The sequence below is a fragment of the Tolypothrix campylonemoides VB511288_2 genome (genome assembly GCF_045999855.1).
In the GTDB taxonomy this organism is placed as follows: Bacteria; Cyanobacteriota; Cyanobacteriia; order Cyanobacteriales; family Nostocaceae; genus Scytonema; species Scytonema bouteillei_A.
This window is the reverse complement of the sequence record NZ_JBFPMW010000003.1, coordinates 381658-394940: the sequence shown is the minus strand read 5'-3', so window position 1 is coordinate 394940 and position 13283 is coordinate 381658. Positions and strand designations below refer to the sequence as shown.

The 13283-nt window shown below is 42.9% G+C and carries 11 protein-coding genes; 9 read left to right on the top strand and 2 right to left on the bottom strand.

Annotated features, from left to right (window positions below):
- The first annotated feature begins 67 nt into the window (after positions 1 to 67).
- Positions 68 to 1978 (top strand): ATP-dependent zinc metalloprotease FtsH, encoded by a 1911-nt coding sequence (ftsH, locus tag AB0756_RS10530; protein ID WP_272899690.1) that lies wholly within the window; start codon positions 68 to 70, stop codon positions 1976 to 1978.
- A gap of 26 nt (positions 1979 to 2004) precedes the next feature.
- On the opposite strand, the gene AB0756_RS10525 is transcribed toward ftsH, so the two are convergent.
- Positions 2005 to 2817, bottom strand: a complete 813-nt coding sequence (locus tag AB0756_RS10525) for a M23 family metallopeptidase (protein ID WP_038071648.1) — start codon at positions 2815 to 2817, stop codon at positions 2005 to 2007.
- 306 nt (positions 2818 to 3123) lie between these two features.
- Here AB0756_RS10525 and AB0756_RS10520 point away from each other — a divergent pair, with 306 nt between their 5' ends.
- Positions 3124 to 3513, top strand: a complete 390-nt coding sequence (locus tag AB0756_RS10520) for a hypothetical protein (protein WP_038071642.1) — start codon at positions 3124 to 3126, stop codon at positions 3511 to 3513.
- A 144-nt stretch (positions 3514 to 3657) separates the two neighbouring features.
- Here the strand turns inward: AB0756_RS10520 and AB0756_RS10515 are convergent, their stop codons facing one another.
- Entirely contained in the window at positions 3658 to 4944 is a 1287-nt protein-coding gene (locus AB0756_RS10515) for a glycosyltransferase family protein (protein WP_038071640.1), read from the bottom strand.
- 649 nt (positions 4945 to 5593) lie between these two features.
- Between AB0756_RS10515 and AB0756_RS10510 the strand changes: the two genes are divergently transcribed.
- From AB0756_RS10510 to AB0756_RS10480, 7 genes are all read left to right on the top strand, one after another.
- Positions 5594 to 9580, top strand: a complete 3987-nt coding sequence (locus AB0756_RS10510; protein WP_050046095.1) for a magnesium chelatase subunit H — start codon at positions 5594 to 5596, stop codon at positions 9578 to 9580.
- Positions 9581 to 10059: 479 nt separating this feature from the next.
- The gene (locus AB0756_RS10505; protein ID WP_202048576.1) at positions 10060 to 10230 is read left to right on the top strand and encodes a cupin domain-containing protein; all 171 of its coding nucleotides are present in this window, start codon (positions 10060 to 10062) and stop codon (positions 10228 to 10230) included.
- A 75-nt stretch (positions 10231 to 10305) separates the two neighbouring features.
- Complete coding sequence (locus AB0756_RS10500; RefSeq protein WP_272899691.1) at positions 10306 to 10440, top strand: hypothetical protein; 135 nt, start codon at positions 10306 to 10308, stop codon at positions 10438 to 10440.
- Positions 10441 to 10687: 247 nt separating this feature from the next.
- Positions 10688 to 10927 carry a DUF1003 domain-containing protein gene (locus tag AB0756_RS10495; protein ID WP_038076169.1) on the top strand — a complete coding sequence of 80 codons (240 nt, stop codon included), beginning with the start codon at positions 10688 to 10690 and terminating at the stop codon, positions 10925 to 10927.
- A gap of 237 nt (positions 10928 to 11164) precedes the next feature.
- Entirely contained in the window at positions 11165 to 11869 is a 705-nt protein-coding gene (locus AB0756_RS10490; protein WP_038076173.1) for a cadmium resistance transporter, read from the top strand.
- 13 nt (positions 11870 to 11882) lie between these two features.
- On the top strand, positions 11883 to 12209 hold the full coding sequence (locus tag AB0756_RS10485; RefSeq protein WP_050046096.1) for a hypothetical protein: 327 nt from the start codon (positions 11883 to 11885) through the stop codon (positions 12207 to 12209).
- 242 nt (positions 12210 to 12451) lie between these two features.
- Positions 12452 to 13075 (top strand): hypothetical protein, encoded by a 624-nt coding sequence (locus tag AB0756_RS10480; RefSeq protein WP_038076176.1) that lies wholly within the window; start codon positions 12452 to 12454, stop codon positions 13073 to 13075.
- The last annotated feature ends 208 nt before the right edge of the window (positions 13076 to 13283 follow it).

Sequence of the window (13283 nt, the reverse complement as noted above, 5' to 3'; positions counted from 1 at the left end):
ATTTGCTAGAAGAACAGCCATAAAAATGAGCGCTCAGCTTCTGCCAGCACAAAAAGGGTAGTTATTTATGAAAAAGGTTGAGAAAAAAACATCGATGAAAAAGCAAACAGCAAAGCGAGCTGCCTTGACTGGAGCGCTGGCTGCCAGTTTGCTCGTCTTGCCTAGTTTATCGGGAGGAGCTTCTGCACTGGCACAAAAGGCAGAACGCGACTCTCAAGCCCTATCTTATGGCGATTTAATCCAGAAAGTTCAGAGTGGAGAAATTGCCAGAGTAGAGCTTGATGAAACCGAACAGGTCGCGAGAGTGTATTTAAAAGACCAAAAGCCAGATACACAACCACAGCAGGTGCGGCTTTTGGAACAAAATCCAGAGTTAATTAACAAACTCAAAGAAAGGAAAGTTGAGTTTGAGGAAGTTTCTTCTGCTAACAGTAGAGCGGCTGTCAGCCTTTTGATTAACTTAATGTGGATTTTACCACTCGTGGCTTTGATGCTGTTGTTCTTACGCCGCTCCACAAATGCTTCGAGCCAAGCCATGAATTTTGGTAAATCAAGAGCACGCTTCCAAATGGAAGCAAAAACTGGAGTGAAGTTTGATGATGTTGCTGGTATAGAAGAAGCGAAAGAAGAACTGCAAGAGGTTGTCACTTTCCTCAAACAACCTGAAAAATTCACCGCTGTTGGTGCGCGTATTCCCAAAGGAGTCTTGCTCATTGGACCACCAGGGACAGGTAAAACACTTTTAGCAAAAGCGATCGCAGGTGAAGCTGGAGTACCGTTCTTTAGCATTTCCGGTTCGGAATTTGTGGAAATGTTTGTTGGGGTCGGTGCGTCTCGCGTGCGCGATTTATTTAAAAAAGCAAAAGAAAATGCTCCTTGTCTAATATTTATAGATGAAATTGACGCTGTTGGACGGCAAAGGGGTGCAGGAATTGGCGGTGGAAATGATGAACGGGAACAAACCCTCAACCAACTGTTAACGGAAATGGATGGATTTGAGGGCAACACGGGGATCATTATTATAGCAGCCACAAACCGTCCGGATGTGTTAGATGCTGCTTTGCTCAGACCCGGAAGATTTGACAGACAGGTCATCGTAGATGCCCCAGACCGTAAAGGTCGCCTTTCTATTTTACAAGTTCATGCCCGAAATAAAAAAGTTGACCCATCTGTTTCCTTAGAAGTGGTTGCGCGTCGCACGCCCGGTTTTACAGGAGCAGATTTGGCAAACCTTTTGAATGAAGCTGCTATTTTGACAGCACGCAGGCGAAAAGAAGCAATTACACAGCTAGAAATTGACGACGCTATTGACCGTTTGACAATTGGTTTAACTCTCAATCCACTGTTAGATAGCAAGAAAAAGCGGTTGATTGCTTACCATGAAGTTGGACACGCTCTTTTAGCGACACTTTTAGAAAATGCTGACCCACTCAATAAAGTGACTATTATTCCTCGTTCTGGAGGAGTTGGTGGTTTTTCACAGCAAATTTTGAATGAAGAAATGATTGATAGCGGGCTTTACAGTCGGGCTTGGATGATGGACAACATTACCATGACCTTGGGTGGAAAAGCAGCAGAAACAGAGGTCTTTGGAGAATCTGAGGTCACGGGTGGTGCGAGTAGCGACTTGAAAGTTGTGGCTAATCTTGCACGCAAGATGGTAACAATGTACGGAATGTCAGAACTGGGGTTGGTGGCTCTTGAAAATCAAAACAGTGATGTTTTTCTCGGTCGCGATTGGATGACCCGCAATGATTATTCAGAAGAGATGGCTACCAAAATCGACCGACAGGTTAGAGAAATGGCAAGTATATGCTACCAAGAAGCCCGTCGTATTATTCGTGAAAACCGTCCTTTGGTAGATCGGTTGGTGGATTTATTGGTTGAACAAGAAACAATCGAGGGCGAGCAATTCCGCAAGATTGTTTCGGAGTATACTGAGTTGCCAGAAAAACAGAAGATTGTGGTGTTTGGCTAATTGTTAGTTGTTACCCCAACCACTAACTAATAATTTGAATCCTGTTGAAGTTTAGACTCCTCAATTACGACTTGCGATTGTTGGGGAGTCCATTTTTGTGATGATGCTCTTGCAACTTGTTGCTGTGAGAACATTGCTCGCAGAACGACAGCGGGATCTACATAGTTTTTGGCATATTTTAATCCCCAGTGAAGGTGAGGACCTGTTGTACGCCCAGTCATCCCTACCCGACCAATCCTGAATCCAGCTGGGACTGGCTGACCTTCCCAAAGTTGAATACCTCCGTCTCGGTCTATGAGGTATCGCCGACCACTTGCGCTTTCTACGTGTCCTTCCATATGGCAGTAGGTGTGTTCCCACGGACCGGATTCAATAACAACGTGAGTACCGCAAGCGTTGCGATCGGCTACCTTACTCACTCTACCAGCCCACCAGTTGCGAATGTAACTTCCTTGTGGTGCGGCTATATCCAAGCCACTGTGAAATTCCCACCGGGAACCACCAGTTGCTGAGGGGCGATATCCAAATGCTGAAGTGTAGGCCTTAAAATTTTCCACGGGGAAAGAAGCGGCTAACCAAGTGTTATTATTTGTTGCTTGTAAGCTTGATTTTGGCTGAATTTGGCGCGGTGGGGTCGCATCTGGTGTGGATGAGCGTGGTATTCTTGCTATCGGAGTCGGAGAGGAACTGTGTGAATCTCGCTCGGGGATTGAAATAAAGGAAAACGCATTAACGTTTTTATTTTCCTTGGGCAAGAGAGTATTCAAATTAGCAATACTCAATCCAGATACAAATAGTGTGACTACAGAAATTGCTACTGTTTGTCGCCACTGACTCATTTTAAAATTCCTCTAAGCGATGATTTATCTGTAAATTAGTAGACAGAAATTAAACGCAGCAGAAGTTTCAATCTGATGGTCGATTGTTATTGACATCTGCTCGCTTTTACCCTGTATGCCGTAATGAAAAATGAAAATCGTCTTATTTTTGTTTTTTCCACCGAAATATATTACCAAAAAACCTTCCCAATGGTAGAGTGAAAAATAAGTAAAAATGCTGATAAGTTATCACAATACCTTTGGTGAAAAAGTAGATTTGGCTTCGATAGAAGCAGAAAAGCATCATCTACAGTACCTTCGGAAGCCATGTTGACTGAAATACTGCCTTTTAGCCTTGAGTTCGATAAAATAGCGATCGCAGGAACGAGTTTGTGGTCGCTAGCGTTGTATTTGGGATTTTCGACCGCCAGTGAATGGGTAACTCTACAACTCAACAGCTGGTTTAACTTTGCAGAGCGCTCCCTCTACATGAGCCAATCGGAATTTGAAAAAACTAAAAAGGCAAGGGAATCTCAAAATGCCCTTTATGCTTCGCTTTTTAGCATTCTGCCTTTTTTAGTACTTGGCGGTTTGTGTAATTGGGGAATAGAAGTTAGCTTGGGTCAAAGTTGGTCTATCAGCATGGGAATACTGGCTTGTATCGGTTCGGGAGTTTACGAACTTGGACGGCGCGATGGAAAAAAGGATGAAGGATGAAGTATGAATTATGAATTATGAATTATGAAAAATATACTTGGTTAAGTATGTTAGCTACCGCAACTAACACTCCCCTTAGTCCGACTCTTCGTAAGCAAATCCCGTAACCAGTTTTGTCGTTCAGCATTCATAATTCATAATTCATCATTTCTCCAATTCTTCTTTTACCAAGTATGCTAGCTTTTTCGCTGCACCGGGTTCTCCTCGAATAGCGCGTAACTTGGCTCGCATCTGTTCTAATTTTTCTGGATTATTTAGATAATCTATGACCATTTCCCCAACTTCTTGAGGTTGAAGTTTTCCCACTAATTCTGGTACAACCATTTCTTTTGCCCAGATATTAGGCCAAGCTAATAAACCCAATCTTCTCAGTGCTAACCAGTTAATCAATTTGGCAAAACTCGAGCCAATCAAAGGCATATTTGCTAGAAGCCCAGGTAATCCATCCCAAGAACGCATGGCATCTAGCTGTTGTGTTGGTAGTAAAACAATCATCGGTACAGCCAAAGAACCAAGTTCAGCTGTGTTTGCGCCTACGGTTGTTAAACAAATACTGCACTTAGATAATATACCGTATGCTGGCGTCTCAGTATGCAGTTCGACGTTTAAGCCCGTTTCTGTTTTGAGGATAAAGACTGAAGATTGGGTATTGGAAATAGGTTTGAGAGAAGCGCTATTAAAACCAAAGGTTTGAACAAAAGTGTTTTTCTCAGGATCGGCAAAACTTGCCAAAGTTTCCACATCTAAAGTCGGTGCAACGGGAATCAAAAATTGAGATTGCGGTCTTTTTGCCTTCACATATTCGGCAGTTGCCAACATGAAAGGGACTCCCTGTGTCAGTTTTGCAGCCTTCGATCCAGGAAGCAAACCAATCAATTCGGGAGAAGACAAGGGAGATGGGGTAGACACGGTAGACAATGGAGGAAATTCTACCTTGTCCTCCCCTCCCTGGGCTTCTGCCATTAAATCGCCAATGACGGTGAACTTATGAGTATATTTTTGAGGGACGCGTGCTGCTACTTCGGGCTTCATCACTCCAAAACGGTCTATTAAGTTACACCATCGTGCTTCCCATTCGGCATAAACAACTGTACGGTATCCCAACCTTTTGCCAAGAATAACCGGGAAAATTTGATCTCCACCTAAAAAAACAATAACACCGCACTTGCGCCATTCCCAATTCTCAAAGGTTTTTCCCCAAAGCAAAAAATTCCAAAAATGTTCTGCGGCTTGGACTCTATCGACTTCGGGAAAAGAGCGGGCTATTTCTGCTTCTTTACCACTGGAGTTGGGACAGGGTGACAAGATGATAGAAATCCTAATTTGTTCGCGGTTATTGCCCAATTGTTGTCGTAATTGCTTTACTACTGGGCGTACCCAAGTTGTGACTTCTCCAGGTCCATTTGAAAGAATTAAAATATCGGCAGTCATTAGGGGAGTATGGGGTATAGGGTAGGGGCATAATGCCTTAAGGTAGAGAGATCTCCGACTTCTTGATTGGGATGCTGTTGGTGAATCATGGGTCTCACGCCTTACCTCATTCCAGTGGCGCAGCCACCGGATTCCCTTGAGAGAGTCTCCACTTCCTGTACTCGTCTGTCACGCGAGCTAAAGCCTCGCAGACTGCATTCCCAGCCAAAGTTTGGGTTTTGAGAGATAAGGGAGCGTTGAATGAGGGATGTCACCCCTATGGATCGGCTGTATTTTTGAAGAAGTCGAGCATCTTGCACCATTGTCATTATTAAGCAAATATTTGTTCCGTTATTGATTAATTACTAATTAGCTATATACAAAAATAAAAAAAGAACGATTAATTCTCTACACAAAAATACCCAATCCCGAAAAAGAATTGTTGCAAAAAATTAACAAATAGTGAGTAGATACTTCTAATAATTGTCAAACAAGTTTACAAAATATTGCATTTTTTATATCATTTTGTGTCAGATAGACGACAAAATGCCCTACTAATAAGCATTTTCTGGTAAAAAACTGATATTGCCGACCAGAGGAAGAATCGATTGGCAAATTTGCCAAAAAGTTCTTTCTGTCAGAGAACACGCATCAAAGGAGCCTAGGAAGCATGTTCACTCACGTCAAGTCCACCATTAGACACATAGCCCCCAACCAATTGCAGGGGCGTCACTTAATTAAGGTGGTCTATGTCGTGTTAGAGTCCCAGTACCAAAGTGCATTGTCACAAGCGGTTCGGGCGATTAACGAAAACAATCCCAATCTGGCGATTGAAATCAGTGGTTATTTAATCGAAGAACTCCGCGACAAAGAGAACTACGAGGAGTTTAAAAAAGATATCGCAACTGCCAATATCTTTATTGCCTCACTGATTTTTATAGAAGACTTAGCCCAGAAATTAGTAACAGCAGTAGAACCATACCGCGATCGCCTTGACGTAGCCGTTGTGTTCCCCTCAATGCCTGAAGTTATGCGCCTAAATAAAATGGGCAGTTTCTCTTTGGCACAGTTGGGGCAATCTAAAAGTGCAATAGCACAGTTCATGCGAAAGCGCAAGGAAAAATCCGGCGCGGGTTTCCAAGATGGAATGCTAAAACTGCTAAGGACATTGCCGCAGGTGCTTAAGTTCCTGCCAATGGATAAAGCACAAGACGCCCGAAATTTCATGCTCAGCTTTCAGTACTGGTTGGGAGGGTCTCCAGATAATCTGGAAAACTTCTTACTCATGCTGGCAGACAAGTACGTTTTGAAAGGCGTTGAGACGAGAAATAGAGAGTCCGTACAGTACCAACCACCGGTAGTGTACCCAGATATGGGGATTTGGCATCCTCTTGCTACCACAATGTATGAGGATGTGCGAGAGTACCTGAATTGGTACAGCAGCCGTCAGGATATCTCTCCGGATCTCAAGGACCCTTTAGCACCATGTATAGGGTTGGTCTTGCAACGCACGCACCTTGTTACTGGTGATGACGCTCACTATGTAGCGATGGTACAAGAACTCGAAGCAATGGGAGCAAGGGTTGTTCCAGTGTTTGCAGGAGGATTGGACTTTTCCAAGCCTGTAGAAGCATTTTTCTACGAACCCACTCATAAAACTGCCTTGGTGGATGCTGTTGTATCTCTAACGGGCTTTGCTTTAGTAGGTGGACCTGCACGTCAAGACCATCCTAAGGCAATTGAGGCGCTGAAGCGGTTAAACCGTCCTTACATGGTGGCATTACCCCTCGTCTTCCAAACTACAGAAGAATGGCAAGATAGCGATTTGGGATTGCACCCAATTCAGGTAGCATTGCAAATTGCGCTTCCTGAGTTAGATGGTGCGATTGAACCAATCATTCTATCAGGACGTGATGGCACAACAGGGAAAGCGATCGCACTGCAAGACCGCATCGAAGCAGTCGCACAACGCGCTCTTAAGTGGGCAAATCTACGCCGCAAACCAAAGTTAGACAAGAAAGTTGCTATCACTGTGTTCAGTTTCCCACCAGATAAAGGGAACGTGGGAACGGCTGCATACCTAGATGTGTTTGGTTCCATTTACGAGGTCATGAGAGCACTCAGGAACAACGGGTATGAAGTGCAAGACTTGCCAGAAAACGCTAAGGAGTTGATGGAACAAGTCATCCACGATGCACAAGCACAGTACAGCAGCCCCGAACTTAACGTTGCTTACCGGATGTCGGTTCGCGAGTATGAAGCACTCACGCCTTACTCCCAACGATTGGAAGAAAACTGGGGACCACCACCAGGACATCTCAACAGCGATGGTCAAAACTTGCTGATTTATGGTAAGCAATTTGGGAACGTTTTCATTGGGGTTCAGCCAACTTTTGGTTATGAAGGCGACCCAATGCGGTTGTTGTTCTCCCGTTCTGCAAGTCCCCACCACGGTTTTGCGGCTTACTACACCTACCTAGAACAAATTTGGCAAGCGGATGCAGTGTTGCATTTTGGAACTCACGGTTCCTTGGAATTTATGCCAGGGAAACAAATGGGGATGTCTGGAGAATGTTATCCAGATAACTTGATTGGAACCATTCCCAATCTTTATTACTATGCAGCTAATAACCCGAGTGAAGCAACAATTGCCAAGCGCCGCAGTTACGCTGAAACAATTTCTTATTTGACTCCTCCTGCAGAAAATGCTGGATTGTATAAGGGTTTAAAAGAACTCAGCGAGTTAATCGCTTCTTACCAAACTCTCAAAGATAGCGGACGGGGTATTCCTATTGTTAATACCATCATGGATAAATGCCGGATGGTTAATTTGGATAAGGACATAGCCTTACCAGAAATGGATGCCAAGGATATGAGCGGTGAAGAACGCGATAATATCGTTGGTTTGGTGTACCGCAAGTTGATGGAGATTGAATCGCGACTGTTACCCTGTGGATTGCACGTCATAGGGAAACCACCTTCTGCAGAAGAAGCGATCGCAACTCTCGTTAACATTGCCAGCCTAGACCGTCCTGAGGAGGAAATTCTCAGTCTTCCCCGTCAAATCGCAAACAGCGTAGGACGCAATATTGATGAAGTTTACCAAAACAGCGACAAAGGCATTTTAGAAGATGTCCAGTTGCTGCAAGATATTACAATGGCAACCCGTGCTGCTGTTTCTGCCCTTGTCAAAGAGCAAACAGATGCAGAAGGACGAGTTTCCCTTGTTTCCAAGCTCAACTTCTTCAATATGGGTAAAAAAGAACCTTGGGTAGAAGCGCTGCACAAAGCAGGTTATACCAAGGTAGATGCTACAACCCTGAAACCGCTATTTGAGTATTTGGAATTCTGCTTGCAACAAGTTTGCGCTGATAATGAATTGGGAGGATTGCTCCAAGGTTTAGAAGGTGAATATATTCTTCCCGGTCCCGGTGGTGACCCCATCCGCAACCCAGATGTATTGCCTACAGGGAAAAACATCCACGCCCTTGACCCCCAAGCTATTCCCACAATGGCTGCGGTACAGTCCGCAAAAATTGTCGTAGATCGATTGCTAGCAAGGAATAGGGCAGAAAATGGCGGTCAATATCCTGAAACCATCGCTTGCGTGCTTTGGGGAACCGATAACATTAAAACTTATGGTGAATCCCTAGCACAAATCATGTGGATGGTGGGAGTGAGACCGGTTCCCGATGCATTGGGACGGGTAAACAAGTTAGAACTGATACCTTTAGAAGAGTTAGGACGCCCCCGCATTGACGTGGTTGTTAACTGTTCTGGAGTATTCCGCGACTTGTTCATCAACCAAATGAACCTGTTGGATCAAGCAGTGAAGATGGCTGCAGAAGCGGATGAACCTGTAGAAATGAACTTTATCCGCAAGCACGCCTTGGAACAAGCTGAGGAAATGGGGATTAACCTGCGCCAAGCAGCAACTCGCGTGTTCTCCAATGCTTCTGGTTCCTACTCATCCAATATTAACTTGGCAGTAGAAAACAGTACTTGGGAAAGCGAAGCTGAATTGCAGGAAATGTACCTCAAGCGCAAATCCTTTGCTTTCAGTGCCGATAACCCCGGTACGATGGAAGAATCAAGGGCTATTTTTGAAAAGACCTTGAAAACCGCTCAGGTGACTTTCCAAAATCTTGACTCTTCCGAGATTAGCTTGACGGACGTTTCCCATTACTTTGATTCCGATCCTACCAAGGTCGTTGCTAGCTTGCGGGGTGATGGTAAAACACCAGCATCCTATATTGCGGATACAACTACAGCTAACGCACAAGTCCGTACTTTATCAGAAACTGTACGTTTGGATGCTCGTACCAAGTTGTTAAATCCCAAGTGGTACGAAGGTATGCTTTCTCACGGTTACGAAGGTGTGCGAGAACTCTCCAAGCGATTGGTCAATACAATGGGTTGGAGTGCAACCGCAGGTGCTGTTGATAACTGGGTTTACGAGGATGTCAATACCACGTTTATCAAAGATGAAGAAATGCGGAAGCGTTTGCTGAATCTTAACCCCCATTCATTCCGCAAAATGGTTTCTACTTTGTTGGAAGTGAACGGTCGCGGTTACTGGGAGACGAGTGAAAACAATTTGGAATTGTTGCGCGAGTTGTACCAGGAGGTTGAAGACCGGATTGAGGGAATTGAGTAAGGTCTAATCGTGCAGTCCCCATATGTAGAGACTAGCATGGCTAGTCTTTACTGAGATAATTCCCCCTTTTTAAGGGGGGTTAGGGGGGCTCGAAACTTGTGTACACCATCGTAACCTTTATAAGTTTGGTAAATAAAAAAATATTTTCACAGAATTGCGGAATAGTGGCATTTCATTTTGTAGGTAATTACAGACAAAGAAAAACGGGGTTAACTGATAAGAGGTTAATACCTTAAATCTAGGAAAACCTGACAACCAATAACTTTTTAATTTACTAACTTGAAAATCTTTATAAAAACCCAGACCGCACTGCTGAATAAAGTGGTGCGGTCTTATAATTTTTGACACTTGCACCTCTACCAACGTAGCTTACTGATTTGGGAACCACTATACTGCTCAAGTTTTACAGACCCGTAGTGCGTTCGCTTCTCCAGTTTCGTATAGCATGGGTGTATGTGACTCAACTCCAGGAGAATGAGATGCAAGTTGCCAAGAATTTTGAGAGTGAACTTCAACACGTTACTGAGTTTTGGTCACCTAGAGTTGTAGGTAGAGTGAACGATCGATATATCAAAGTTGCAAAACTTAAAGGCGAATTTGTTTGGCATAAACACGACAACGAAGATGAACTGTTTTATGTTGTCAAATGACAGCTAACGATTCAGTTTGAAGATCGTAAAGTAGAACTGAAAGAGGGCGATTTTTGTGTAGTGTCTAAAGGTGTGATGCATAAACCCATTGCTAAAGATGAATGTTGGATCGTCTTGATTGAGACTGTGACAATCCAGCACACAGGAGATGTTGAGACTCCAATAACCAAAACCATCGAACAGCAACTCGCTCAAGCAGGTACAACCTGAATCACCCCAACAAACTTTTGAGAAATTAAGTATAGCCCCTTCTTTTCAAAGGAGTTGGGGAGATCTGCAATGTGTGAAATCCCTAATACACAGTTGTGGTTGAGAAGAGATTTCTAGCAAGAATTTAAGAAAATCTTATACCATCACTTTTATTTATCCTTTTGAAAACAAAGAGTATTTGCTCTTATAGTTGGGTCGGCGTACATTAAGACACATAAGGTAAATCACAAGAACGCCGAGGTGCAAGATGAAGCTGGCAAAGAAAACATTATCTAACAGTGTTGGTACAAAAGTTGTTCAAAATTCCTCTGTGATTGAGAAACAGCAATTAGTAACCCAAAATATAGCAAATCAAGAATTGACACCAGGACAGCGCCTTGCAGATAAATTAGCAGCACAAGTAGGTTCTTGGGGATTTCTTATTGGTCAAAGTGCGATTTTAGCAGGAGACGATCGCAAAGTTGCTGAAGAGTTGGTTCGTTGGTAAGAGTTAGGCACCAGTGCATTTTTCATTTCTGCGATCGCCCTTGGCGCAAGCTGTACCCAGCTTATCGCTACAAGTATCGCAATGTTACACCAAATCGATACGTTTTTAGGTTATGAGCTAGGCTCTCTTAAAGATTTTGAGAAAAAAGAATATTCGCCCTGTGAAACAAAAGCCCTTGCAGATATAGACCACAGTTAGTTCAAACATTGCTAGTAAGAAGATTAAGGAGACATAGAAATGCACTCATTTGTGACAGCTATCCCTACTGGAATTACAGCTTTTACAGCCACCAACTTGGATGATTTAGTTATCTTGACGCTGTTATTCTCGCAGGTCAATGCAACTTTCCGTCACCGACACATTGTCATTGGTCAGTACCTGGGCTTTTGTACTCTCACAATCGCCAGCTTAGTTGGTTTTTTGGGAGGTTTAGTAGTCCCATCACAATGGATTGGGTTGCTAGGTTTAGTTCCAATCTCCATCGGGCTAAATCGTCTGCTTAATCCAGAAAGCGATTCATCATCGCAAAGCGAGTCAGAAACCGAACTGTCTCATTCTTCTCCTTTTGCTGGGTTCCTTTGTCCCCAGACTTATAGTGTAGCAGCTATTACCATCGCTAATGGCAGTGACAATGTAGGTATTTATATGCCATTGTTTGCTCACTCTACCCTTGGAGATCTGTTGGTTATTATTACAGTTTTCTTGTTACTCGTTGGGGTTTGGTGTACTCTGACTTACAAACTTACTTGCAAACCAGCGATCGCCAATCTCCTGAACCGCTATGGTAATAATCTTGTACCGTTTGTCTTGGTAGGTTTGGGTGTGTTTATTATTTTAGATAGTGCCTCCCTAACTCCAATGACCTTAATAGCTATTTGCCTGAGTTTAATGGGGCTTATCAAAATTATTCAAAATAACAAGTTTAAAGCTCAAAGTTTGTAATTTTAAAAAAAACATGAAACTTTTTCAAGTACTTTTAGTGGTTCTAGTGCTTGTACTTAACCTATTTATGGCTTTTCCCTCTTGGGCAAAAACTCCTTCCTTAGTTAACGATGTTGATGATTTTCAAGTGGGACAGAAAGTCATTTGGCTTTACAAAGCTCGTGCTGACTTTGATGAAGTTCACAAAATTCCTGCTGAAGTCGTGAAGCTAAGCGAAAAACAAGTACAAATTAAAATCCGCAAAAACAACGAATTTATCAATCGTTGGGTAAATCCAAATAAATTGGAGAAGTTTTGCCAAGACAAGAGAAAGTTTAAAGATTGTGAGGAGAATTCATAAATTTCAACTCAACCAACAACTAAAACCATTTATAATTCTCGTTCGTTAGTTGAAATTCAAGTCATTGAAAGTTTAGTAAAACTCATATTAATGTATGATTTTTAACGTTACAAAAATCATAAATAGCATCGAGAAATGGATAGAAAAGTATTTATGTCACTTACAGAAGAATGAAGCAACACCAACTTTCCCATCACATTTTTTGTCAGAAAGCACGATTGTGTAAAACAAAGGAGAAAAATATGCAGTTTATCAAAGTTGTTCTTGTCGCTGTTGTATTTATTGTGAATTTAGCGATCGCTCAGCCTTCTTGGGCGGGTAAAAATTTCACCAAGGGTACTGACTATGCTGAGGTTACTCAGGAGTTGAATGAACTTTTGAGAGTGCAAACTGCTCCAGAGCAAGCAGGCTATACACCTGAAGAATTTCAGAGCCGACTGGCAAAATTACAGTTACAAAAAAATATTATCGAAACAGCCACGAAACGAGCACAATGCCGCAATGAAACTGGAAGAACGTTGGCTGTTTATGCCAATAAACCCAAAAAATTACCAACTCAACTCTACTATTTAGGAGCAGGAAAAATCACGGATGATGATTGGGATTGTGATGGAATCTACTTACCTGCTATGACTCAGGTAGCTCTCAGCCCCAATGCTCAACCACAAGAGTTGACTGAACCTATCGCAGTTAAGTTTGTAGATGGTACACAATCCATTGCTAGATTCAACCCAGCAACTGGTGCCATTGAATTGAATATTGAACCTGCTAAAGTATACAAGGCAGGCGAAAGTGCCTGGTCAATCCCCACATTATCTCAATCATACATTGATACCCAAATTCCCACTCCACAACTGATTGATTAATTTTGTAGAGTAGGTTTGAATTGTCATTCTCTCGTTCCTAGCCTCAACCTAGTGGTTCACCACATAAGTTTTGATAGTCACTCACCTCGTTCCCAGGCTCAGCTTGGGAACGAGAGTGGTTAGTGCGTTCACTTACCCAGTAAAATTAATGCGATAGACCATTAGCAACTGGGAGCATCCCAATTTGGAAAAAACACGTTTGCGATTG

Excerpts from the sequence above, each read along its gene's own strand:
- ftsH (WP_272899690.1), top strand. The coding sequence starts at position 68 with ATGAAAAAGGTTGAGAAAAAAACATCGATGAAAAAGCAAACAGCAAAG.
- AB0756_RS10480 (WP_038076176.1), top strand. The coding sequence starts at position 12,452 with ATGCAGTTTATCAAAGTTGTTCTTGTCGCTGTTGTATTTATTGTGAAT.
- AB0756_RS10510 (WP_050046095.1), top strand. The coding sequence starts at position 5,594 with ATGTTCACTCACGTCAAGTCCACCATTAGACACATAGCCCCCAACCAA.
- AB0756_RS10500 (WP_272899691.1), top strand. The coding sequence starts at position 10,306 with ATGCATAAACCCATTGCTAAAGATGAATGTTGGATCGTCTTGATTGAG.
- AB0756_RS10505 (WP_202048576.1), top strand. The coding sequence starts at position 10,060 with ATGCAAGTTGCCAAGAATTTTGAGAGTGAACTTCAACACGTTACTGAG.
- AB0756_RS10525 (WP_038071648.1), bottom strand. The coding sequence starts at position 2,817 with ATGAGTCAGTGGCGACAAACAGTAGCAATTTCTGTAGTCACACTATTT.
- AB0756_RS10520 (WP_038071642.1), top strand. The coding sequence starts at position 3,124 with ATGTTGACTGAAATACTGCCTTTTAGCCTTGAGTTCGATAAAATAGCG.
- AB0756_RS10515 (WP_038071640.1), bottom strand. The coding sequence starts at position 4,944 with ATGACTGCCGATATTTTAATTCTTTCAAATGGACCTGGAGAAGTCACA.
- AB0756_RS10495 (WP_038076169.1), top strand. The coding sequence starts at position 10,688 with ATGAAGCTGGCAAAGAAAACATTATCTAACAGTGTTGGTACAAAAGTT.
- AB0756_RS10490 (WP_038076173.1), top strand. The coding sequence starts at position 11,165 with ATGCACTCATTTGTGACAGCTATCCCTACTGGAATTACAGCTTTTACA.
- AB0756_RS10485 (WP_050046096.1), top strand. The coding sequence starts at position 11,883 with ATGAAACTTTTTCAAGTACTTTTAGTGGTTCTAGTGCTTGTACTTAAC.